Source organism: Pseudomonas sp. PHC1, assembly GCF_046487845.1.
GTDB lineage: Bacteria > Pseudomonadota > Gammaproteobacteria > Pseudomonadales > Pseudomonadaceae > Aquipseudomonas > Aquipseudomonas sputi.
On record NZ_JBJXHJ010000002.1, the window covers coordinates 123167 to 145730 of the forward strand.

A 22564-nucleotide genomic window follows, 5' to 3' on the forward strand; every position below is an offset into this window, starting at 1 on the left:
CTGTTAGTGGGCGACAGCCGCAGCGCCGTGTTCGTCGATCAACGCACCGTTGTGGAAACGGTCGATGGAGAAAGGTGCGGCCAGCGGGTGCATTTCACCCTTGGCCAGGCTTGCGGCAAACACGTTGCCCGAGCCAGGTGTCGCCTTGAAGCCACCGGTGCCCCAACCGCAGTTGAAGAACATGTTCGGTACCGGGGTTTTCGAAATGATCGGGCAGGCATCCGGCGTGGTGTCGACGATGCCGCCCCACTGACGGTTCATGCGCACTCGCGACAGCACCGGGAACATCTCGACGATGGCCTGGATGGTGTGCTCGATCACCGGGTACGAACCGCGCTGGCCGTAACCGTTGTAGCCGTCGATACCGGCGCCGATCACCAGGTCGCCCTTGTCGGACTGGCTGATGTAACCGTGCACGGCGTTGGACATGATCACGCTGTCGATAATCGGTTTGATCGGCTCGGACACCAGCGCCTGCAGCGGGTGGGATTCGATCGGCAGACGGAAACCGGCGAGCTTGGCCATGTGCCCGGAGTTACCGGCGGTCACTACACCGACGCGCTTGGCGCCGATGAAACCCTTGTTGGTTTCAACGCCGATGCACACGCCGTTTTCCTTGCGGAAACCGATCACTTCGGTCTGCTGGATCAAGTCCACACCCAAGGCGTCGGCCGCACGGGCAAAGCCCCAGGCCACGGCATCGTGACGGGCCACGCCGCCGCGACGTTGGACAGTTGCGCCCATCACCGGGTAGCGGGTGTTTTTCGAGCAATCGAGGTACGGGATCTCGTCCGCCACCTGCTTGGCGTTGAGCAGTTCGCCGTCGACGCCGTTGAGGCGGTTGGCGCTGACCCGACGCTCGGAATCACGGATGTCCTGCAGGGTGTGGCACAGGTTGTAGACGCCGCGCTGGGAGAACATCACGTTGTAGTTCAGGTCTTGCGAAAGGCCTTCCCACAGTTTCATCGCGTGTTCGTACAGGTGCGCCGACTCGTCCCACAGGTAGTTGGAGCGGACGATGGTGGTGTTGCGCGCGGTGTTGCCGCCGCCCAGCCAGCCCTTCTCGACCACGGCCACGTTGGTGATGCCGTGTTCTTTGGCCAGGTAGTAGGCAGTCGCCAGACCGTGCCCGCCGCCGCCGACGATGACCACGTCGTAGACCTTTTTCGGGGTCGGCGTGCGCCACATGCGCTGCCAGTTTTCGTGGTGGCTGAGGGAGTGTTTGAAGAGGCCGAAGCCCGAATAGCGTTGCATAGTCATGTACTCCAGAACGCTCAGCGATAAACCGGGAAGTCAGCGCACAGGGCCGAAACCTGCTGGGCAACGTTGGCCTCGACATCGGCATCGCCGAGGTTGTCGAGGATGTCGCAGATCCAGCCGGCCAGCGTCACGCACTGGGTCACCTTGAAGCCGCGAGTGGTCACCGCCGGGGTGCCGATACGCAGGCCGGAGGTGACGAACGGCGACTGCGGGTCGTTCGGTACGGCGTTCTTGTTGACGGTGATGTGCGCACGACCGAGGGCGGCGTCGGCGTCTTTGCCGGTGAGACCCTGACGGATCAGGCTGACCAGGAACAGGTGATTGTCGGTGCCGCCGGACACTACATCGTAGCCACGTTTGATAAATACGCTCGCCATCGCCTGGGCGTTGTCGATCACTTGTTGCTGATAGGCCTTGAAGCCAGGCTCCAGCGCTTCCTTGAAGCACACGGCCTTGCCGGCGATGACGTGCATCAGCGGGCCGCCCTGGGCGCCGGGGAATACGGCGGCGTTGAGCTTCTTCTCGATCTCTTCGTTGGCCTTGGCCAGGATCAGGCCGCCACGCGGACCGCGCAGGGTCTTGTGGGTGGTGGTGGTGACCACGTCGGCGTACGGCAGCGGATTCGGGTACAGACCGGCCGCCACCAGACCGGCGACGTGGGCCATGTCGACGAACAGCAGCGCACCGACCTTGTCGGCGATCTGACGGAAGCGCGGGAAGTCGAGGGTTTTCGAGTAGGCCGAGAAACCGGCGACGATCATTTTCGGTTTGCACTCGACAGCCAGACGCTCGACTTCGTCGTAATCGATCAGGCCGGTGTTGGTGTCGATGCCGTACTGCACGGCGTTGTACAGCTTGCCCGAGGACGAGACCTTGGCGCCGTGGGTCAGGTGACCACCGTGGGCCAGGCTCATGCCGAGAATGGTGTCGCCCGCTTGCAGCAGGGCCAGATACACGGCGCTGTTGGCCGAGGAACCGGAGTGCGGCTGGACGTTGGCGTAATCGGCGCCGAACAGTTGCTTGGCGCGCTCGATGGCCAGCGCCTCGACCTTGTCGACGTGTTCGCAGCCACCGTAGTAGCGCTTGCCCGGATAGCCTTCGGCGTATTTGTTGGTCAGGCCGCTGCCTTGCGCTTGCATCACGCGTTTGCTGGTGTAGTTCTCCGACGCGATCAGCTCGATGTGATCTTCCTGACGTTGCTCCTCGGCATTCATCGCCGCCAGCAGTGCATCGTCGTAACCCTGGATCTGGTCTTGCTTGCTGAACATCGCGTCTCTCCCAGCGGCATCTGTGCGCCATTCGTCTCGGTAAGGCACGGCGTTTCGGCAGTGCCCTTTGATGCGATGGTATGACCGGCGCCGGGAGGTCAAATGCCTACGGACGCCACGCAAAGGTGCGTTTACGACATGGCGACGGCGACGGACTCAAACAAGCAGCTGGCGCAAGGCCAGAAGAACCATGAAATGCGCGGGATAGAGCGCATACGCCCAGCGCCGCATGGGTGGCGCGTGCAGGTAAGTGGCGTGTCGCAACAGGCACATTCCGAGCAGTGGCGCGATCAGGCAGGTCGCAATGCCGAGGATGGCGACGGCATTCCCGAACTGCGCGGATTCGAAGAGCACCGGCCATTGATTCGCCGCCAGACACACCAGCCCCGGCAGCAGGCTGAAATACCAGGACTTGCGAAACACCAGCAACATCGCCAGCGGCAGCAGGACACCGAACAGACCGAACATCAGTCGCTCCGGGAACAACGCCGCTATCAGTAAGGCGCTGACGCCCAGCAGTCGCGAAATCGCCGTTCGATCCTGCCAGCCCCGCGCCGCCAGCAGGCCCAGCGCCAGGGTGGGCATCACGTTCAGGGTGTCGGGCTCGGGAATGTACAAACGGTAGGGAATTTCGCTGAGCAGGCTGAACAGCAGCAACCAGCCCAGATAGCGCCATTCGGTCTTGCGCGCGCCGTCCCGCGCCAGATTCGCCGCCATCGCCAGGCAGAACCACGGAAACGCCAGCCGCCCCGGCACATACAGCCAATCGGCGCTGATCCCGACATATCGCAGGTGATCGAGCAGCATGCTCAGCAATGCCAGCCACTTGAGCAGATCGAGTGCGCCGTCGCGCTGGCTCAGGTGCATAATCGGCTCGCATCCTTGTAAAGTTCTGACAGCGACATCCCGTGTGCTCCCCGGATGATCTTCGGTAAAGTGCGCACCCTCATTGACCAACGGAGCGCCACAAGCGCACCGACCACGGAAGCCGGCCATGACCGACAAGAGCCAACAATTCGCCAGCGACAACTATTCCGGTATCTGCCCCGAAGCCTGGGCTGCCATGGAACAGGCCAACCATGGCCACCAGCGCGCCTATGGCGACGATGAATGGACAGCCCGCGCCTCGGATGATTTCCGCAAGCTGTTCGAGACCGACTGCGAAGTGTTCTTCGCCTTCAACGGCACCGCCGCCAACTCGTTGGCGCTGTCGTCGCTGTGCCAGAGTTACCATAGCGTGATCTGCTCGGAAACCGCCCACGTCGAAACCGACGAATGCGGCGCCCCGGAATTTTTCTCCAACGGTTCGAAACTGCTGATCGCCGGCACTGAAAACGGCAAGATCACCCCGGCCTCGATCCGCGAAGTCGCGCTCAAGCGCCAGGACATCCACTACCCGAAACCGCGCGTGGTAACCCTGACCCAGGCCACCGAAGTCGGCAGCGTCTACACCCCGGAAGAAGTTCGCGCCATCAGCGACACCTGCAAGGAACTGGGCCTGAACCTGCACATGGACGGCGCGCGTTTCTCCAACGCCTGCGCATTCCTCGGCTGCTCGCCGGCAGACCTGACCTGGAAGGCCGGCGTCGACGTGCTGTGCTTCGGCGGCACCAAGAACGGCATGGCGGTGGGTGAAGCGATCCTGTTCTTCAATCACAAACTGGCCGAAGACTTCGACTACCGCTGCAAACAGGCCGGGCAACTGGCCTCGAAGATGCGTTTCCTGTCGGCCCCATGGGTCGGCATCCTGGAAAACGACGCCTGGCTCAAATACGCCCGCCACGCCAACCACTGCGCGCAACTGCTGGCCGAACTGGTCAGCGACATTCCGGGCGTGGAACTGATGTTCCCGGTCCAGGCCAACGGCGTGTTCCTGCAACTCTCGGAACCGGCGATTGCCGCCCTGACCGCCAGGAACTGGCGCTTCTACACCTTCATCGGCAAGGGCGGCGCCCGCTTCATGTGCTCGTGGGACACCGAAGAAGAACGCGTACGCGAACTGGCCCGCGACATCCGTGAAGTCATGTCGGCCTGATTCCCTCCCCGCTGCTCGTTCCCAGGCCCCGCGTGGGAACGATCAGGGACGGACCGTTTCAGCTCCATCGTCTACATTGTTTGTCGAGCCATTGCTCACATAACAATAAGCAGGAGCATCCACATGTCGCTGAAAGGCAAAACCCTGTTCATCACCGGTGCCAGTCGTGGCATCGGGCGCGAGATTGCGCTGCGGGCAGCAAAGGACGGGGCCAATATCGTGATCGCGGCCAAGAGCGCCGAGCCGCACGCCAAGTTGCCCGGCACCATCCACAGCGTCGCCGCGGAAGTCGAAGCGGCGGGCGGCAAGGCACTGGCGCTGCAACTGGATGTGCGTGATGAGGAGGCGGTGCGACAGGCGCTGGCCCAGGCCAATCAACATTTCGGCGGGATCGATGCGCTGGTGAACAACGCCGGGGCGATCAAACTGACCGGTGTGCAGCACATTGAGCTCAAGCGTTTCGACCTGATGCACCAGATCAATACCCGCGCGGTGTTGCTGTGCAGCCAGGCGGCCCTGCCCTACCTGAAGAAATCCTCCGGGCACATCCTCAACCTGTCACCGCCGCTGAACCTCGCCAGCAAGTGGTTCGCCCAATACAGCCCCTACACCGTGACCAAGTACGGCATGAGCATGCTGACGGTCGGGATGAGCGAGGAATTCGCCAACTATGGGATCAGTGTGAATTCGCTGTGGCCGCAGACCATGATCGCCACGGCGGCCATCGAATTTCAGCTGGGCAATCGGGAGTCGTTCAAGCATGCGCGGACGCCGAAGATCATGGCGGATGCGGCGCATGTGATTCTGAGCAGCAGTGGGCGGCAAATCACCGGACGCTTGTTGATCGATGAGCAGGTCTTGCGCGAGAGCGGCGTCAGCGAATTCGATCACTATCGATACGAGCCGGACAGCCAGAACAAACTGATGCCCGATCTGTTTATTGACTGAATCATTTCAGAATCGGACTACGCCAAGTCCTACATAAAACAAACAAACCTCGCCATAGACTGCCGACTCCCGTTTCAAGGAGTACAGACTATGGCGAGCCCCGGCTACATGACCATCAAGGGTAAAACCCAGGGACTGATTTCAGCAGGATGTTCAACAGCCGAGTCCGTCGGCAATACCTTTCAGGCGGCGCACACCGATGAAATCATGGTGCTGTCCTACAGCCACAACATGACCAACGCCGGCAACATCAACCACCCCACGCATGCCCCGGTCATCATCACCAAAAGGCTCGACAAGTCCTCCCCGCTGCTGGCGCAGGCGCTTGCAAACCGAGAAGAAGTCAACTGCAGGATCAGCCTCTACCGAACGTCCCCTCAAGGTCAGCAAGAGAAGTTCTATTCCGTCTCCATCGATGGTGCCGTGCTGGTTGATCTCTCCCTGGATTTGCCACACGCGATCCTGCAAAACGACGCCGAACCTCAAGAGCAACTGGCCTTTCGTTATCGAGAAATCAGTTGGGTCCATCACATCGCAGGAACCACCGGTTATGCCTCGTGGGGCGAAGAGGATTGAATTCTCCGCGACATGATCTCTGCGATGTGCAGAGCTCTGCCCATAAACTGCTGGCACAGGCACTGACCACTGGCGCTCGCCATCTGGCTTACGGAATGGCGCGCGTGCAGTTCAATCAGGGAGTAGCCAACTTCGTCAGGCACATCATCGAAGATGTTGCCGCCGGACGTTTACCCCCGAAGCAAGGCCTCTACGCACTTGCACAGGAACAACAAAACCTCCTGAACCAGTCCCGGCTTTTGCTGCAAAACAGGCAGCGAACAATCACCCGCACGGCCAGCGCCCGATCGCAGTCGATGCTCTCGCAGCCCGCAGCGAATCCTGATCCGGAACGACTGCTGCGCGCCGTTCACCTGCAGGACCTGAACGTCTCGCGCTCCAACGTCGCTTCTGTCCCGTCTGCGCATCCGCTTCCAGACCTGCAGTTTTTTCCCAGCGAGCGCTGGCCCCAGGAATTGCCGGCACCGGAGGAGCCTGGGTTCTACATCGTGCCCAAAAGTCTGTCCGCCGAGAAACTGCAGGCGCAACTGTTTCCGTCGCCCAACCCGAATGTCATCGCCAAATTCAAAAGCCTCAATCCGCTGGACGACGTGGTGAAAGCCGGAACGCTGATTGCCCTGAGCGATCCGGACAATCAGCAATGCACTTATGAAGAATCACTGCTGATGGAAACCGCGCACATCGTCAGCATGGCGCTGGCGCCGTTGACGGTGGAAGAGGCGGACTTTTTTGCCCAGCACTATGAGGTCATCAGACGGACGCTTTCAGATGGGTCGAAAGTTATTGGTGTCGGGACTGCCATGGCGGCTAATCATCTGGATGGCATCAAAACTGTTTTACGTGACCTGGAGACCCTGCACGTCCGAACTTTCGAGGGAAAGGGGAGCACACAGGCATTCCTCAGTGAACGTAAAACGTTGCTGGCCCGCCTTGATATTCAACTCAACTTTCTGACTAAACGGGCAATTGGTTTTCCTGACCATCCAAATCTGAAAGCCGCGCTAGGCATCGATACGTCCAATCTCGTTCACCGTTGGAGAAAGGCCGGCGCGATCAGCCGGATTCCCGGTTATGCCACTCACATTCAAGGCGTAGTGAAGGCCTCGCAATACGTCAAATATGGCGGATGGATTGGTACGGCCGTGAGTGGCGGAGCCTCGGTAATGAAGGTTCAGGATGTCTGTACGAACGAGAACGCCGAGGCATGCGAAAAGGTGAAATACACCGAAGCCGGAAGTTTTCTGGGTGGGGCCGTCGGTTCTGCTCTGGGTGCAGCCGCAGCCCCGACAATTTGCGTGGCAATCGGGGTTACGAGTGCAGGAATCGGTGGGGTGCTATGCGGGGTGCTGGCTGCGGGAGCTGGATCTTTTACGGGCGGATACATCGGTGAAAATCGCGGTGAACGTGCAGGTGAGCGGATTTACGAGAGGATCAGATGAGCTTTGAAACTGTAAAAGATGCATTAATCCTCGTGAGCATCATAAATTTCGCCGCACTCCTGATCGTTAATTGCATCTGGCTATACATCGCAAAAACGAAAATAAGACTAATCATGAGGAGCCTAAAAAACAGCCCGATCCGCTACAGTCTTATGATGCTATGGCATGGAGGCATGTGGGGACGCATCTACATGATGGGGGAGATTTCCCGTTTCCTGAAACGTCCGGAAATCCATATTTATCATGAGAGATTGAGTGTGGAAGACATTAAAAAATTCCCACCAGACTTTAAGCGCACGCTGCTTACACTCCACAGATGTCAGTTATTTTGCGGTATCACTTTTTTTGCTTTCGGTTTTCTCGGAGTACTCAACATAATTTAAATATCAATTGAAAATCCCCGTCCGATTTCCCCTATAGGAGCGAGCCTGCTCGCGATAGCAGTGGGCCGTCGACACCATCATTGAATGTCCCGGCCTCATTGCGAGCAGGCTCGCTCCTATAGGGAATTGCGGCGCCTGTCAGTACTCGATCCGAACATCCCCCTTCGGCACGCTGCAGCAAGAAAGAATGTACCCCTCCGCCTCGTCGTCCTCGGTGATCCCGCCGTTGTGATCCATCTCCACTTCGCCGCCCAGTTTGAGCACCTTGCACGTCCCGCAAATCCCCATGCCGCAGGCTTTTGGAATCATCAGGCCGACCTTGGCCGCCGCTGCATGCACGGTCTCGCCCGGCGCAACCCGGATGCTCTTGTCCGACGAGGTGAATTCCACCAGGTGCAGATCCGCCGCCGGCACTTCCGGTGCGTCCGCCGCCTGTTCGGCCTGCTCCACCGCATCGGCACGGGCTTCCGGCGGTGTGGCGCCGAAGGATTCCTCGTGATAGCGCTTCATGTCGTAGCCGGCATTTTCCAGCAAGCGCTTGACCGCCGTCATGTACGGCGTCGGACCGCAGCAGAACACTTCGCGCTCGAGGAAGTCCGGCACCATCAGTTCCAGCATCTTGTGGTTGAGGTAGCCGCGATAGCCGGCCCACGGCTCGCCCAGCCCGTGTTTCTCGCAGATCAGGTGCAGACTGAAGTTGTCGATCCGCGACGCCATGTGTTCCAGCTCGCGGTGATAAATGATGTCTTTCGGCGTGCGGGCGCTGTGGATGAACGTCATGTCGACGTTGCCGTTGGTGTCGTAGAACCAGCGCGCCATGGACATCACCGGCGTGATGCCGACACCGCCGCTCAGGTACAGCACTTTCGGGCTCGGGAAATCGATGGCGTTGAACAGCCCGACCGGGCCGTGTACCGCCAGTTCCTGGCCTTCATGCAGCGTGTCGTGCAGCCAGTTGGAGACCTTGCCCCCCGGTACGCGCTTGATGGTCACCGAAAAGCTGTACGGCACCGACGGCGAACTGGAGATGGTGTACGAACGCATGATCGGCTGGCCTTCGATCTCCAGCTCCAGGGTCACGAACTGCCCGGGCTTGAAGAAGAACAGGATCGGCTGGTCGGCCATGAAGCAGAAGGTGCGCACATCCCAGGTTTCCTGGATGACTTTGACGCAACGGACGATGTGTCGGCCATTGGCCCAGGTCTGGGTGGTGACCGGATTCAGGAAGCTGTTCGACATGCTGTTCTCCACGGCCGACTGTCGGCCTTCATGTGGCGATTCTGCGTATAGCGCGAACGCCCCGTTTACCTATCCGCGACATTGACATACTTATCGCGACCAGCCCCCAACCACCGGGGGTTGCGCGTCGGGAACAGATTGCACCATGTCGCCCATGGATAAGGTTCCGGGCAGCGCCGGCCCCACACTCGCCCCACACAAAGACGATTCCTTTACACCTTGCGTTGCAACCCTGATTAGCCACTTTCGCCGGCCACGCAGATGGCCTTGAGGATCACATCGATGGACACCGCAAAAATCAGCCTGGGCGACCCGCTGGAACCCGCACGCAAGGCCACCGCACAAATGCTGCAGGAACGCGAGCGCACCTTCTCGCTGCCGCAACCGTTCTACTGTGACGAGCGGCTGTTCGATATCGACATGCAGGAGATCTTCCAGAAGGAGTGGTTGATCGCCGGCATGACCTGCGAGATCCCGGCCAAGGGCAACTACATCACCCTGCAGATCGGCAAAAACCCGATCATCGTCATTCGTGGCGCCGAGGGCGTGGTGCACGCCTTCCACAACGTCTGCCGTCACCGTGGCTCACGCCTGTGCACCAGCGACAAGGGCAAGGTCGCCAAACTGGTCTGCCACTACCACCAGTGGACGTACGAGCTGGACGGTCGCCTGCTGTTCGCCGGCACCGAAATGGGCGCCGACTTCGACATGAAGCAGTACGGCCTCAAACCGGTGAACGTGAAGACCGCCGGCGGTTACATCTTCATCAGCCTGGCGGAGAACCCGCCGGCCATCGATGACTTCCTGTCGACCCTGAACCACTACATGGAACCGTACGACATGGAAAACACCAAGGTGGCGGTGCAAACCACCTTGATGGAAAAGGCCAACTGGAAACTGGTGCTGGAAAACAACCGCGAGTGCTACCACTGCAGCGGTTCGCACCCGGAATTGCTGAAAACCCTGCTGGAATGGGACGACGTCACCGACCCGCGCGCCGATCAGGCGTTCAAGGATCACGTCGCCGCCTCGGCTGCCGCATGGGAAGCCGAAAAAATCCCTTACGCCCATGCCAGTTTCGGCCTGCGTAACCGCATCGTGCGCATGCCGCTGCTCAAGGGCACCGTGTCGATGACCATGGACGGCAAACAGGGCTGCGCCAAACTGATGGGCCGGATCAAGAACCCGGACCTGGGCTCGATGCGCATCCTGCACCTGCCGCACTCGTGGAACCACTGCATGGGCGACCACATCATTGTGTTCACTGTGTGGCCGATCAGCGCCCAGGAAACCATGGTCACCACCAAATGGCTGGTGCACAAGGATGCGGTCGAAGGCGTGGATTACGACGTCGAACGCATGCGCCAGGTGTGGGACGCAACCAACGATCAGGACCGTCGCCTGGCCGAAGAGAACCAGCGCGGGATCAACTCCACCGCCTACCAGCCGGGTCCGTACTCCAAGACCTATGAGTTCGGCGTGGTCAACTTCGTCGATTGGTACAGCGAGCGGATGCTGAGCAACCTCGGTGCCGAACCTGCGCCGTACCTCAAAGGCGTCCCAGTCCAAGGCTGATTGCACCCGACAGATCGTTCCCACGCTCTGCGTGGGAACGATCATTGCGAAGACCACCTCACCGATCCGTCCTCACCGATAAACTCCTCGAAAATCTCCTCCCCCACCAACCTGATCTTCGCGTAGCCATTCAACACCCGCAGCGGATAGTCCGGATCGTTGGCATCCTGCGTCTCCGAAAACAGCACCCGCGAATGCCCGTTCAGTTCGCTGGTGGTGCCGTAGGGAATCGCTCCGTGTCCGGCGCAGCGCGCATGCAGTCCACCCTGCGGCGCATAGACGATGCCATTGTGCAGATGCCCCCAATACCAGTAATCCGGCTCGCGCCCCAGCGCATCGCACACCGGCTGATACAGCGCAGTCTTGTTGTGCCCGGTGATGTCGAAGCCCTGATGGTGGCTGAGCACCATGAGTTTCTTGCGTTTGGGCAGGCTTTTCATCCACTCGATCTGCGGTTTGTTGAGGGTGCCGTCCATGTACAGGTTCATGACGTCCGAGGCGTACGCGGTGTCCAGCCCGACAATCAGCCAGTCGTCGTTGATCAGGGCAAAGTAGCTGGTGCCCTGCTGCCCCGGAAAACGCGCGGCCAGTTCCTTGAAATAACCGTGGGCGCCGCTGTACATCTCGTGGTTGGAATTGAGGGTGAACGAACCGTGAGTGCCCATCGGCCAGCCGGCCATGTCGGTGTCTTCCTGGGAGTGGGTGCCGGCGTAATAGACGTCCCCCAGGTGAATGGTGAAATCAGCATTGGCCAGTTGCATCTGGTTGGCCACTGACACCGCCGGCGCATGGCTGTTGAACGGCCCGGTGCCCCAGTCGCCGGCAATTGCCAGCGTCACTTCGCGCTCCATGGTCACCAGGGCCGGATCGGTGCCGAAGGTCGCGTGATGGCGCAGGTTCTCGATCCACTTGAGCAGCGCCTCGCTCCACAGCAGATCCAGCAGCTCCCATTTGCGACAGCCCAGCAGCGTGCCGTCCTTGAGCACCTTGGTCTGCAGTTGATCGGGCGATTGCGGCAACGGCGTCGCGTTGCCGATACGCAGGATCGACAGGCCGTGGGACAACTCCCACGGCACGGCCGGCTCGTCGGTCGGCAACTCGCCGTGCTTGAGCACGTATTGCGCCTGATCGTGACCGCGCTGGAGCAACTTGATGATGGCCTCGAATTCCTTGGGTTCGAGTTCACTGATGAGCTTCATCCAGGCCATTTCGATGCGTGTGAACAGCCCGTGCAGGCGCACTTTGACCTTGTCGTATTCGTGTTTCAGATGTCCGACCGCTGACATGGCGTAATCCTCTATCCGTAAGGGTTCACAGGGTTTTCATGAATTCGATCAGCGCACGCTTGTCGTCGTCCGACAGCGTCGTGCCGTACAGGTGACCGCTGTTGTGGTTGCCCTCCAGGCGCGTGTCGTAGGTGAAGTCCGCCGAGGCTTTGGCCTGGGCGCCGCTGGTCACGAAGCCGACATTGACCGGGTCGTAGACATCGGAGCCGGTGATGAACACCTGTGGACGTTGTTCCGGCGGTTGCAGCAAGTCCCACAGGGTCGGCACCGAGCCGTTGTGCAGGTACGGCGCACGCAGCCAGATGCCGTCGGTGGGCGTGTTGCTGTAGCTCTGGGTCTTGCGATAGGCGCCGAAATCGAACGGCGGTTTCTTGAAGGTGTGGAACGCTGCCACCAGCCCGGTGGTGAACGAGTTCAGCCGGTGCGGATCGGTGCCGAGCTGGTCGATGTTGGTGGTCACCTGCCCGGTGTCGGTACGCCCGAAATCATGACAACTGGCGCAATTGGTTTCCCAGATCGGTTTGCCCTGGGCGACTTTGGCCTGATCCAGTGCCCATGGCCACGCCGGCGCCTTGTGCCCGAGCAGCCAGTTGGTCACCCGGTTGAAACTCGGCGGCAGCACCGATTCCGGCGTCGCGCCCACGGCCATCGCGGCAGCGTAGTTGCGTTCGTGGATCTTGTTGTTATTGCCGTCCCAGTGCAGGTACATCGATTCCCGGGGTTTCTGGTTCCACACTTGCGGCAGGTCGACGGTGCCGATGGTCGAGTCATCCGGGAAGCCGAACACCACCATTTTCGTCGGGTTGAAGGTGTCGGTACGCCCCGGTCCCTGTTGCGGGCGCAGCTTCTGCCAGGCGTAGGCCTGCTTCTGTTTGAGCAACGCAGTCTTGGCCATCGGGATGATCAGGTAGCGGTTGTAGATCTTCTCGAAAAAACCGAGCTGGAACTTGCTGTTGATCGCCGCCATCACCGCGTCGGTGGTGAATTTCGGATCGCTGGCGCAATCGTAGGCGAACCACTGGAAGGCTTGCAGTTGCAGGGTGTTGGCCGGAGCACTCGGCACATTCACCGCGACGTCGCTGGCATTCGCCCGGTAGGACCCGGTGTGGCACAGCGCGCAGTTCGGCTCGACGGTCGGGTAGCCGATCTGCCGCTTGGCCATGCCGATCGGCAGGTCCTTGCCGTTTTCAAAGAGAAAACCGAACACCTCCCAGCCGCCGGGTTTCGGCAGTTTTTCCGGGCACATCTGCGGCAGTACCGAGAACAGGTAATAGGGAATCCGCGCTTCGATGCCCAGGCCAATCGCAGCGTATTTGTAATGATCTTCGTCGGAGGCGTATTCCTGCTCCGGCACCACCCGCAGCATCTGATACCAGGTCTGGTAACCGATGAACGCCAGCAGCGCCACCACCACCAGCGTGCCGACCTTGAATGCATGACTCCGCCAGTGCCGAGCCCACGCCGCCCGCCATTCGCGCCAGCCGTCACAGAGCAGGGCCAAGGGTCGGTTTTCAGGGGGGGTGCCCAGGTACAACAGGATGCCGAGGATCAGGAAAAAGCTCAGGTCGCCCATCAGCATCGGCACGAACACCGAGCCCTGGCTGCTGGTGTTGATCAGGTAGATCCAGAACACCACGGCGATCAGCCGCGTCAGCACGCACAGCCAGGAATGCACCACGTAGCGCGGCGCGTTGAAGCCCGACGGCATGTAGAACACGCTGATGCCCACCAGTAGCATCCCGGCGTTCTCCAGCCACGGGTCGGAGAGTTGCGGCGGCAGGCCGACCACCGAGGTCAGCAACCCCGGCGCGAACAGCGCCGGGATCGCGAACACCATGTTCATCGCAATGCCAAGCCAGATGAAGCGTTGAAACCAGCGGATGTAGCTGTCCATATCAGTTCCCCAGATCGTTCCCCCGCTCCGCGGGGGAATGCCGCCATGGACGCTCTGCGTCCGCTCTTGGGACGCAGAGCGTCCCGGAATGCATTCCCACGTGGACGCTTCGACGCCTCGACGTGGGAACGATCGGGTGCTATCCGAGGGCTGTTTTCTCCAGGTGCTCAAGGATGATCGGATACACATCGACCACCGCGTTCTTGCCGAACATGCAATCGATGTGGCCGTAACCCGGCACCACATGCCGGCTGTAGCGTTCCGGCCCGTGCTTCTCGCAAACCCGCTGATAGGTCTTGAGCGTGCTTTCCGGCAGATAACACTGGTTGTCGGCACCGCTGATAAAGCAGATCGGCATGGTCAGGCGATCGAAGTGCGGCATGTACACGTCGTGGCCTTTGAAATCCACCAGATGCCCTTTGCGCACAATCAGCGCCAGGTGCTCGAAGGTCTCGATGTTCGACTCGCCGAACAACTCGTGCAGGTTGTCGTGCAGGGTCTCGTTGAGGGTGTCGTGGCGGTACAGCGAGGCGTACATGAAAGTGATGCGGTGGCACACCGGGTTGGTGCAATAGCCCTGGGCCTCGATCCGCGCGTAGCCGTTGAGCGCCTTGTCGTAGAGCCGGTTGAACCAGTTCTCCTTGCTGTCGGCGTAGGCGGTCATCGATTTGATGCCGATCGCGTCGAGCATCCCCGGCAAGTGCAGACCGGCCTTCAGCCCCGTTGCCGTCGCCACCACCGTGTCGGCGGCGATCTGCGAGCAGACCACCGAACGCACGCCCTGCAAACCGGCGAGCAGCGACATGAAGAACGTGGTCGCGCCGTAGCAATGCACTACGCACTGCACGTCTTTGGCCCGGGTTTCCTGCTGGATCTGCGCGATGGCGGCCTTGAAGTCGTACTGGGCGATCTGGTCGCCGTTCCATTCCTTCTTGCTCGCCGGCAATAGGATGCTCACCCGGAAATCCAGCAGCCACACGTCGTAGTCGTGCTTGCACAGAAATTCCAGCAGGTTGGTCTGGATCGTATCGGTGGAAAAGATATTCGAGCCCACACCCAAACCATGCACCAGCATCACCGGGCCTTTGCTGCCGGCCTGATAACGGGTCAGGCGCAACTGCACGCCGTCTTCGGTGGAGAAGAAATGCACGGCCGGCGTCGGCGCATCCAGTGGCCGCTTCAGCCGTGGCGGTGCGTCGGGATTGAAGTATTTGTCACCGGCAAACACCCCGCCATAACTCTCCCAGAGAATCCCGGCGAAGAACTTGCCGAACCGCGCCAGCCCTTCGATCCGCTCACGCTCGTTGCGCGCATTGAGGACTTTCATGGTGGTCATCTGTTTGGCGAAATCGGTCGGTTTGATGTGCATCACACCGGAGCCGATCACCTCGCCGGTCTTGTCCGGCCCGCGATACAGCGTGACGTAGAGGGTACTGGTGTCGTGCCAGATATTCAGCACGCCGTTGTCTTCCGGCACGGTCTTGAAGGCGCTGAAGAAATAGTCGTTGCCGTCCTCCGCGGTCAGCTTCATGTCGTACTTCATGTGGCGCGTATCGACCTGCTGCTCGAATTGCTCGAACAGGTTGAACACGCCGTTGCTGGCGGTCAGCGGTTCCGGCGACAGCGCGGGGGCGATCACCGTGCCGACGATGGTCGCGGCGTGTTCCGGCTCCTTGATCATCCGGTTGAGGTCGTTGGCGGTAATGGTCAGGGTGAAGTCGATCGGCGAGTTGTCCGCCTCGCCGCGTTTGGCGGCGGCTTCATAGACTTTGAGGTCGGTGCTTTGCGCAGCGGTGAAAGCGCGGGAGAAGTAGCCTTTCATGGTTTCGGTGAACTGCACGCCGAGGGTTGGCGGCGCGGTCTGTTTGCGCGGGGCCGAAGGCAGCGTGTAATCGATCGTCCAGCCCCGGTCGGCGGCCAGCAGGCCCATGTTGCGCTCACTGACGGCGGAGATGGTCAGCAGCGGATTGACCGCCAGTGACGTCGGGATCACCGCACCGTCGGTCACGTACAGGTTGGGGTAGACATCGGTGCCGCTGGCGCCGCTGAACACCTGGCCCTTGTGGTTGACCACGCCTTGCGCGGCGTCCTCGCCCATCACGCAACCGCCCAGCGGATGCACCGAGACGATGCTGTGCTTGAGCAACTGGGTCCAGATAGGATTTTCGACCCAGATCCCGCCCAAGGCCTTGGTGCTCTGATGCAGCCGTTCGTTGCCGATCTTGAAGTTTTCCTGCTCGCCGACACCCGGCCAGTCGATGCGCAGCTGATCCTTGCTGTCGAGGACCATGCGTCCCTGCCCGCTGTCGTGGCTCATGATCAGGTAAGTTTGCATGTTGTGCAGCGCCCCGTGATACGGCCCGCGCAGGAAGCTTTGGGCTTCGCGCTCCTTGTACTTCACCTTGCCGCTGAAGCTGTCGTCGGTCGGCTTGCCGATCATCTCGGCGAACCCGGCCATCGCCGGCACCATCGGCCGGCCGAGTGCGCCGGGGATCGAGCCTTCCTCGATGACCATGCGACTGCTGCGGTCACCCTCGGTGCGCATGTCGATGATCGAGGTGATGCACGGGCCGACCGGTTGCATTTCCTTGGCCGAATGCGCGCCGAAACCGATGCCGTTGATGGTCTGTTCGCAGTTGTGGCCGAAGCCCAGGATGTCGCCGTTGCCGCTCATGTTCTCGCCGAGCTGACCGGACATCACCAGGCCTTTGTCCCGTGAGCGCAGCAGAATTTCAGTAGAGCCGAGGGTGCCGGCGGACACCACGACGATGTCAGCCTTCACGAACAAGGTCGGGGCGTCGAACTTCTCGCGGCCGCTGTCCAGATACTGAAAGTGCACGATCCAACCGTTGCCGTCACGCTCCAGATGCCGCACCTGGGCCTGACAGAAAATCTCTGCGCCGTGGTTAGTGGCGTCCGGCAGGTAGTTCATCAGCGTGGTGTTCTTGGCCTTGTTGTTACAGCCCGACACGCAGTCGCCGCAGTGGTTGCACGGCAGCTGCTCGACGCCGACGTGGTTGAGGTTGTTGGGCAGTTTGTCGAAGGTCACGTTGATCGGCGGCTTGTAGAAGTGTGCGCCTTGCTTGAGGAAGTCCGCGGATTTCTGGTTGGCGTCGAGTTTCGGCAGGTTCGGCGCGGTGCTCGGGTAGGGATTGGGTTTGAGCATCTCCCGGGCCTTGGCGTAGCCCGCCTTGAGCAAACCGTCGCGGTCCTCACGCACCGCCAATGGCCAGCGGGGATCCTGGAACACATCGGGCGTCGGCTCCAGGGAAACGTTGGCATTGATCAGCGACGTGCCGCCGAGACCGCAACCGACCACCACGTTCTGCTGCGCGTTGACGTGCAGGTCGAACAACCCGGTGCGCGAACCGATGTGGCCGTCCGGGTCGTGCACCTGCAACTCTTCGGTCGCGGCGATCATGGTGTTGGGGTATTCGCCGGGCTGGATCTCCCGACCGCGCTCCAGCAGACAGACCTTTTTACCGGCCCGGGACAGGCGCGACGCGGCAATGCCGCCGCCGTACCCGGAGCCGATGACGATCACGTCGTAGTGTTCCTTGATTTCGCTGATGGGCGTTGCGATCCGTGTCATGAGGGGGTCCTCTCTCAGGCAGATGGGGCAACTCTGCGGTTGCCTGCAATCGATGGGCGAACGGGCACCTGGCCTCCGGGCAATCCCGACGGCAGTACAACGGTTTGGGCAGGAATCAGGCGCTACAGACGGGCGTGCTGATTGGCGGCACGACGCAACGTGCGCTTGCGCGGCGAAGGTGCCGGCAGCGCGCGGACCGTGCAGGGACTGAGGGGTAAGCGGTGTGGCGGGGTATCCATCACGCGTTCTCCCTGAACCAGATGTGGATAAGTGACGGCTGTCCTTGTGCCATTGCAGTGAAGACAGGCACCGGATCGAAGTCAAGGCAAGCCCTTAGAACTGTATGAAATCTGATCAATTGCCTTATGGACTAAGCCCGCCGGGGGCCGCAGGGTTTGGCGAACAAGTTATCCACATAGACACCCACAGCTAATGGGGACAACTGTGGATGACATGAAAAAATAGTTGGGGATTTGTGAAGAAAAACCGTGACTTATCCAGAAGCAGGGCTGGCCTGAACGATTGATTGTTTTTTGATCAAACATCTACAGACCACGTATTACATGGCTTGCAGAGGATGGCGAACACCTTATCCACAGAAGCGCCAACAGAGTTCGGGGGTAACTTGGCGGGTGCTGTGGAAAAGCGCTGGAGGCGTTGATAAATCGGGATTTGCGTGGGGATTGGTGGGTTAAAAGGGTGAATTGAACATTTTTTGATCAGACCTTTGTAGCCCACGGCTTATAGGGTTCTTAGCGGATAGCGAACATCTTATCCACAGAAGCGCCAACAGAGATTGGGGGCAAGTCTGGGTGTTGGCCTGGGGAAAAAGCTCGTAAAAACCGCGAGTCAGGGTGGTTATTTTTTGACCTGATGGCTGGAGAGCTTGATTGGCGTGGGGTGCAGGGAGAGGCGAACACGTTATCCACAGATCCGCCAACAGGGATTGTGGGTAAACCGCCCTCTCCCGGAGGAGAGGGATTCAGAAGAGGTTTTCAGCGGACAACACCTTCCTCGATCAGCAGCTTGAGAATGGCCTGCGCACCGGCCTGCGCCGTCACGCCCTTGAGCACCTGCCCACCGCCACCGCTGGCCTTGGCCGTCGCCGCTTTCATCCGGTCAGCCCCGCTCTTGGCCTTGATCACCTTCAACCGTTTCGGCCGGGGTTTGGCCGGTTGCAGGGTCGCCACCGCGAGCAATTCGTCGTCCACCACTTCCACATCTTCCGCCTGCAAAACCCCACGGCGCGCCGGGCCGTAAGCGCTTTGCCGAGGTTTGGGCGCAGCGTTATCCACAGTCGCGAGAAATGGCAGGCGCACCTTCAGCCGGCGCCGTTGCCCGCGAGGCAACGCTTGCAGCACCAGTGCCGAACCGTCGTTGATCGATTCGACCTGCGCCAGCCCCACCACCAGCGGCCAGCCCAGCCCTTCGGCCAGCAGGAACGGCAGCATCCCCGAGCCTTCGCCGGTTTCCGCCTGGCTGCCAGCCAGCACGACCTGGGCACCGGCGTCACGCAGATACTCGGTCAATGCCGGCAACGCGTCGGCACCGGCCGGTTGTTCCAGCACATGCAGCTGTTCCAGTCCCATGCCCAGATAGGCGCGCAGCGCCGGTTCCGCGATGTCGCCAGCGTGCAGCACTTGCAGGTTATCCCCCGCCAGTTGCAGACCGAGTTCCACCGCGCGGGCGTCCTGATCGGCACGGCGCGGCCGGCCGGAAGTCGGGTGGGCGCCGATTGAAACCAGACTGATGATCTTTGTGCTCATAACCGTTCCTTAAGCCGCATCGCGCTTGGCTTCGTTGCGGTAAGCCTCTACCGCCGCGATCAAGGCCTGGAGAATTTCCGCGCTTTCGCCAATCACCGACAGGTCGGCGCGCTTGATCATGTCGCAGCCCGGATCGAGGTTGATCGCCACCACCTTGTCGCAGGCACCAATGCCTTGCAGGTGCTGGATCGCCCCGGAAATCCCCACGGCCACGTAAACCCGCGCGGTGACCCAGGTGCCCGACGCGCCGACCTGACGGTCGCGGGCCATGAAGCCGTCGTCCACCGCCACCCGCGAAGCGCCTTCGGTGGCGCCGAGGGCCGCGGCGGTCTTGTGGAAAAGATCCCAGTCCTTGACCCCGTTGCCGCCAGAGAAAATGAACTCGGCCTCCGCCATCGGAATCGCCGCCGGGTCCACCGCCACGGCGCCCAGATCCTCGATCCGCGACAGGCTCCGCGCGACGGGTGTGGATAACTCCACCGGCAGGGCTTCGTGACGGGTTTCGCTGACCGGTTCTGCACATTCGGCCGAGGCCAGAATCAAGCGCGCCACCGGCCGTGCCAGATCCTGAAGCCCGGCACCGGCGCGGCCGATGCACTCCTGATCCTTGACCTGCCACACCCGTGTGGCCGGGCGTTCGCCCAGCGCGGCAGCAAAGCGCCGGCCGAGTTCGCCGCCACCGCTGCGGCTGTCCGGCAGCAGCCAGTGACGCGGGTTGAACTGGTTATCCACAGCCCGCAGGCCCTGGATCCGTTGCTCCGGTGCATAACCGCTGAACGCATCACCTTCCAGCACCAGCAAGCGGTCAACGCCCGCCGTGGCGAACGCGTTTTCCTTGTGCTCGCCGAACACCACGGCCAGCACCGCACCGTCGCTGCCCGCCAGTTGATGGGCCAGACCGAGCAGGTCGCGGTCGTGACTGCTCAAGCGGCCGCCGACCATGTCCGGCACCACGCTGATGTAAAACGCCGGGGCCGGCACCTGATGCAGCGGCAATTGCACTTCGACCGCTGCCGAGCGTTTGACCGCCCCGCCCTGCTGGGCGCCGCTGCGGTCAATGCGCTTGATGCCGTTCGGCCCGATGAAGCCGATGCCGTGCAGGTTCTTGCGGATGATCCCGTTGGGGCCCATCCAGCTGTGTTGCGCCGGTTGCATGGCCGCGTGCAGCGGGTGCAGGCGGTTGCGTGCGATCCATTCGGCGCGGGGGTCACGGCGGATTATGTCGCTCATCAGTGGGCCTCCGCAGGTTCAAGTTTGGCCGGGGTGGCAGGCTTGTTCGGCGCGGCGTCTTCCAGCAGCGCGTCGGCCACCAGTTCGGCGATGTCCTTGATCAGCGGACGCGGTTCGACCACGCCTTCGAGCATCGCCGTACACTGTGGACAACCCACGGCCACCAGTTCGGCGCCGGTCTCGCGGATGTCTTCCATGCGCATGTCGGGGATCCGCTGCTTGCCCGGAATGTCGGTGATCGGCGCCCCGCCACCGCCGCCGCAGCAGCGCGAGCGGAAGCCGGAACGTTGCATTTCCTTGATCTCGATGCCGAGGGCGCGCAGCACTTCGCGCGGCGCTTCGTACTCGCCGTTGTAGCGGCCGAGGTAGCACGGATCGTGATAGGTCACGCTGTTGCCTTTGTGCTGACCGAGGTTCAGCGCGCCGGCCTGGATGATTTCCGCCAGATAAGTGCTGTGGTGCTGCACGAGGTAGTTGCCATCGAACGCGCCGTATTCGTTTTTCAGCACATGGAAACTGTGCGGATCGCAGGTGACGATGCGGTTGAAGCTGTATTTGGCCAGGGTCTGGATGTTGCGCTTGGCGAGCAACTGGAAAGTCGCTTCGTCGCCAAGACGTCGGGCCACGTCGCCGCTGTCGCGCTCTTCCAGCCCAAGCACCGCGAAGTCGACCCTGGCCGCTTTCAGCACTTTGACGAAGGCACGCAAGGTGCGCTGGTTGCGCATGTCGAAGGCGCCATCACCGACCCAGAACAGCACGTCGGTGGACTTCTTCTCGCTGAGCAGATTGAGGTTGAGGTCTGCCGCCCAGTTCATCCGCCCGCCCGGAGCGAAACCGCCAGGGTTGTCGGTGGCGATCAGGTTTTCCAGGACTTCAGCGCCCTTGTTCGGGGTCGCGCCTTTTTCCAGGGTCAGATGACGGCGCATGTCGACGATGGCATCGACGTGTTCGATCATCATCGGGCATTCCTCGACGCAGGCGCGGCAGGTGGTGCACGACCACAGGGTTTCGGCATCGACCAGACCGTTGACGATCGGTTGATGCGGATTGCCGCGGTGTTCACCGACCGGTTTGCCCGGATAAGGGCTGCCGGCGAACTTGGCATCGGTGCCGCCGGCGAGGCCGACGACCATGTCCTGAATCAGCTTTTTCGGGTTCAGCGGCTGGCCGGCGGCAAATGCCGGGCACGCGGCTTCGCACTTGCCGCACTGCACGCAGGCGTCGAAACCGAGCAACTGGTTCCAGGTGAAATCCTTGGGTTTCTCCACGCCCAGTGGCGCGGTCGGATCATTCAGATCCAGCGGTTTCAAACCGGTGGAGCGACCGCCGCCAAAACGTTCGGCGCGACGGTGCCAGGCCAGGTGCAGGGCACCGGCGAAGGCGTGCTTCATCGGGCCGCCCCAGGTCATGCCGAAGAACAGCTCGGACACGCCCCACAGCACGCCGATCCCGAGAATCGCTGCCAGCACCCAGCCGCCGAAGTTCTCCGGCAGGATCCCGGCCACCGGCAAGGTCACCAGGAAGAACGAGGCCGAGAACGCCAGCAGGCTTTTCGGCAGGCGCATCCACGGGCCTTTCGACAGCCGCGACGGCGGGTTGAGCCGACGCCGATACACGAAGATCGCCCCGACGAACATCACCGCCGTCATCAGCAGCAACGCATAGCCGAGGATACGGTTATGCAGACCGAAACCGTGCACCAGAATCGCCAGAACGATCGACGCCACCGCCCCGCCCGCCGTGGCGACGTGGGTGTTGGCGATGTATTTGTCCCGCGCCACCACGTGGTGCAGATCGACCATGTAACGCTTGGGCATGGCGAACAGGCCGCCGATCAGATCGACCTTCGAGGCCCTGCCCCGGCGCCACATGGCCACCCGCCGCAACGCCCCCAGCACCGCGAGGGCCAGGGCGGCGAACAACAGGATTGGAAGAAGGGTGTTCAACATGGTGAAGCTCCCACCAGTAAAGCCTGGAGAAACACGTTCGGCGTGTTCCTGTGGGAGCGGGCTTGCTCGCGAAAGCGCCGGGTCAGTCGATGCAGCGGTGACTGACAGCATGCATTCGCGGGCA

Annotated in this window: 16 protein-coding genes; 6 read left to right on the plus strand and 10 right to left on the minus strand. The window is 61.3% G+C overall.

The features are described 5' to 3' along the window. Nucleotides 1–3: 3 nt before the first annotated feature. The 3 genes from ACKJSM_RS03095 to ACKJSM_RS03105 all read right to left on the minus strand — a co-directional run bounded on the left by ACKJSM_RS03095 (nucleotide 4) and on the right by ACKJSM_RS03105 (nucleotide 3395). Complete coding sequence (locus ACKJSM_RS03095) at nucleotides 4–1254, minus strand: sarcosine oxidase subunit beta (protein ID WP_003206307.1); 1251 nt, start codon at nucleotides 1252–1254, stop codon at nucleotides 4–6. Nucleotides 1255–1274: 20 nt separating this feature from the next. After that, nucleotides 1275–2528, minus strand: a complete 1254-nt coding sequence (gene glyA / locus ACKJSM_RS03100; protein ID WP_236178908.1) for a serine hydroxymethyltransferase — start codon at nucleotides 2526–2528, stop codon at nucleotides 1275–1277. 156 nt (nucleotides 2529–2684) lie between these two features. Further along, nucleotides 2685–3395, minus strand: coding sequence for a TraX family protein (locus ACKJSM_RS03105; RefSeq protein WP_410236594.1), 711 nt, complete (start codon nucleotides 3393–3395; stop codon nucleotides 2685–2687). A 127-nt stretch (nucleotides 3396–3522) separates the two neighbouring features. Between ACKJSM_RS03105 and ACKJSM_RS03110 the strand changes: the two genes are divergently transcribed. The 5 genes from ACKJSM_RS03110 to ACKJSM_RS03130 all read left to right on the plus strand — a co-directional run bounded on the left by ACKJSM_RS03110 (nucleotide 3523) and on the right by ACKJSM_RS03130 (nucleotide 7909). Beyond that, complete coding sequence (locus ACKJSM_RS03110; RefSeq protein ID WP_039768015.1) at nucleotides 3523–4563, plus strand: low specificity L-threonine aldolase; 1041 nt, start codon at nucleotides 3523–3525, stop codon at nucleotides 4561–4563. 123 nt (nucleotides 4564–4686) lie between these two features. Then, nucleotides 4687–5511 (plus strand): SDR family oxidoreductase, encoded by an 825-nt coding sequence (locus ACKJSM_RS03115; protein WP_410236595.1) that lies wholly within the window; start codon nucleotides 4687–4689, stop codon nucleotides 5509–5511. 90 nt (nucleotides 5512–5601) lie between these two features. Further along, nucleotides 5602–6087: an Hcp family type VI secretion system effector gene (locus tag ACKJSM_RS03120; RefSeq protein WP_410236596.1), complete on the plus strand. Its 486-nt coding sequence runs from the start codon at nucleotides 5602–5604 to the stop codon at nucleotides 6085–6087. 95 nt (nucleotides 6088–6182) lie between these two features. Next, complete coding sequence (locus ACKJSM_RS03125) at nucleotides 6183–7526, plus strand: hypothetical protein (protein WP_410236802.1); 1344 nt, start codon at nucleotides 6183–6185, stop codon at nucleotides 7524–7526. Further along, nucleotides 7523–7909, plus strand: a complete 387-nt coding sequence (locus ACKJSM_RS03130) for a hypothetical protein (RefSeq protein ID WP_410236597.1) — start codon at nucleotides 7523–7525, stop codon at nucleotides 7907–7909. Before ACKJSM_RS03125 ends, ACKJSM_RS03130 begins: the two co-directional genes overlap by 4 nt. 138 nt (nucleotides 7910–8047) lie before the next feature. Here ACKJSM_RS03130 and gbcB read toward each other — a convergent pair whose 3' ends face one another. Then, nucleotides 8048–9148, minus strand: coding sequence for a glycine-betaine demethylase subunit GbcB (gene gbcB / locus ACKJSM_RS03135; RefSeq protein WP_236178902.1), 1101 nt, complete (start codon nucleotides 9146–9148; stop codon nucleotides 8048–8050). Nucleotides 9149–9430: 282 nt separating this feature from the next. Between gbcB and gbcA the strand changes: the two genes are divergently transcribed. Continuing rightward, the gene (gbcA, locus tag ACKJSM_RS03140; protein ID WP_236178901.1) at nucleotides 9431–10723 is read left to right on the plus strand and encodes a glycine-betaine demethylase subunit GbcA; all 1293 of its coding nucleotides are present in this window, start codon (nucleotides 9431–9433) and stop codon (nucleotides 10721–10723) included. Between the two features lie 41 nt (nucleotides 10724–10764). Here gbcA and ACKJSM_RS03145 read toward each other — a convergent pair whose 3' ends face one another. The 6 genes from ACKJSM_RS03145 to dgcB all read right to left on the minus strand — a co-directional run bounded on the left by ACKJSM_RS03145 (nucleotide 10765) and on the right by dgcB (nucleotide 22440). Beyond that, a complete protein-coding gene (locus ACKJSM_RS03145) occupies nucleotides 10765–12009 on the minus strand; it encodes a metallophosphoesterase family protein (protein WP_236178900.1) in 1245 nt (414 codons plus the stop codon). Nucleotides 12010–12034: 25 nt separating this feature from the next. Then, nucleotides 12035–13903, minus strand: coding sequence for a hypothetical protein (locus ACKJSM_RS03150; RefSeq protein ID WP_236178899.1), 1869 nt, complete (start codon nucleotides 13901–13903; stop codon nucleotides 12035–12037). A gap of 139 nt (nucleotides 13904–14042) precedes the next feature. Beyond that, complete coding sequence (locus ACKJSM_RS03155; protein ID WP_236178898.1) at nucleotides 14043–17495, minus strand: GMC oxidoreductase; 3453 nt, start codon at nucleotides 17493–17495, stop codon at nucleotides 14043–14045. Between the two features lie 995 nt (nucleotides 17496–18490). After that, complete coding sequence (locus ACKJSM_RS03160; protein WP_410236598.1) at nucleotides 18491–19261, minus strand: electron transfer flavoprotein subunit beta; 771 nt, start codon at nucleotides 19259–19261, stop codon at nucleotides 18491–18493. A 9-nt stretch (nucleotides 19262–19270) separates the two neighbouring features. Beyond that, on the minus strand, nucleotides 19271–20491 hold the full coding sequence (locus ACKJSM_RS03165) for an electron transfer flavoprotein subunit alpha/FixB family protein (RefSeq protein ID WP_236178896.1): 1221 nt from the start codon (nucleotides 20489–20491) through the stop codon (nucleotides 19271–19273). Continuing rightward, entirely contained in the window at nucleotides 20491–22440 is a 1950-nt protein-coding gene (gene dgcB, locus ACKJSM_RS03170; RefSeq protein WP_410236599.1) for a dimethylglycine demethylation protein DgcB, read from the minus strand. Before dgcB ends, ACKJSM_RS03165 begins: the two co-directional genes overlap by 1 nt. Nucleotides 22441–22564: the final 124 nt, after the last annotated feature.

Coding starts and splice junctions, on each gene's coding strand:
- ACKJSM_RS03095 (WP_003206307.1), bottom strand. CDS start 1,254: ATGCAACGCTATTCGGGCTTCGGCCTCTTCAAACACTCCCTCAGCCAC.
- glyA (WP_236178908.1), bottom strand. CDS start 2,528: ATGTTCAGCAAGCAAGACCAGATCCAGGGTTACGACGATGCACTGCTG.
- ACKJSM_RS03105 (WP_410236594.1), bottom strand. CDS start 3,395: ATGCACCTGAGCCAGCGCGACGGCGCACTCGATCTGCTCAAGTGGCTG.
- ACKJSM_RS03110 (WP_039768015.1), top strand. CDS start 3,523: ATGACCGACAAGAGCCAACAATTCGCCAGCGACAACTATTCCGGTATC.
- ACKJSM_RS03115 (WP_410236595.1), top strand. CDS start 4,687: ATGTCGCTGAAAGGCAAAACCCTGTTCATCACCGGTGCCAGTCGTGGC.
- ACKJSM_RS03120 (WP_410236596.1), top strand. CDS start 5,602: ATGGCGAGCCCCGGCTACATGACCATCAAGGGTAAAACCCAGGGACTG.
- ACKJSM_RS03125 (WP_410236802.1), top strand. CDS start 6,183: ATGGCGCGCGTGCAGTTCAATCAGGGAGTAGCCAACTTCGTCAGGCAC.
- ACKJSM_RS03130 (WP_410236597.1), top strand. CDS start 7,523: ATGAGCTTTGAAACTGTAAAAGATGCATTAATCCTCGTGAGCATCATA.
- gbcB (WP_236178902.1), bottom strand. CDS start 9,148: ATGTCGAACAGCTTCCTGAATCCGGTCACCACCCAGACCTGGGCCAAT.
- gbcA (WP_236178901.1), top strand. CDS start 9,431: ATGGACACCGCAAAAATCAGCCTGGGCGACCCGCTGGAACCCGCACGC.
- ACKJSM_RS03145 (WP_236178900.1), bottom strand. CDS start 12,009: ATGTCAGCGGTCGGACATCTGAAACACGAATACGACAAGGTCAAAGTG.
- ACKJSM_RS03150 (WP_236178899.1), bottom strand. CDS start 13,903: ATGGACAGCTACATCCGCTGGTTTCAACGCTTCATCTGGCTTGGCATT.
- ACKJSM_RS03155 (WP_236178898.1), bottom strand. CDS start 17,495: ATGACACGGATCGCAACGCCCATCAGCGAAATCAAGGAACACTACGAC.
- ACKJSM_RS03160 (WP_410236598.1), bottom strand. CDS start 19,261: ATGAGCACAAAGATCATCAGTCTGGTTTCAATCGGCGCCCACCCGACT.
- ACKJSM_RS03165 (WP_236178896.1), bottom strand. CDS start 20,491: ATGAGCGACATAATCCGCCGTGACCCCCGCGCCGAATGGATCGCACGC.
- dgcB (WP_410236599.1), bottom strand. CDS start 22,440: ATGTTGAACACCCTTCTTCCAATCCTGTTGTTCGCCGCCCTGGCCCTC.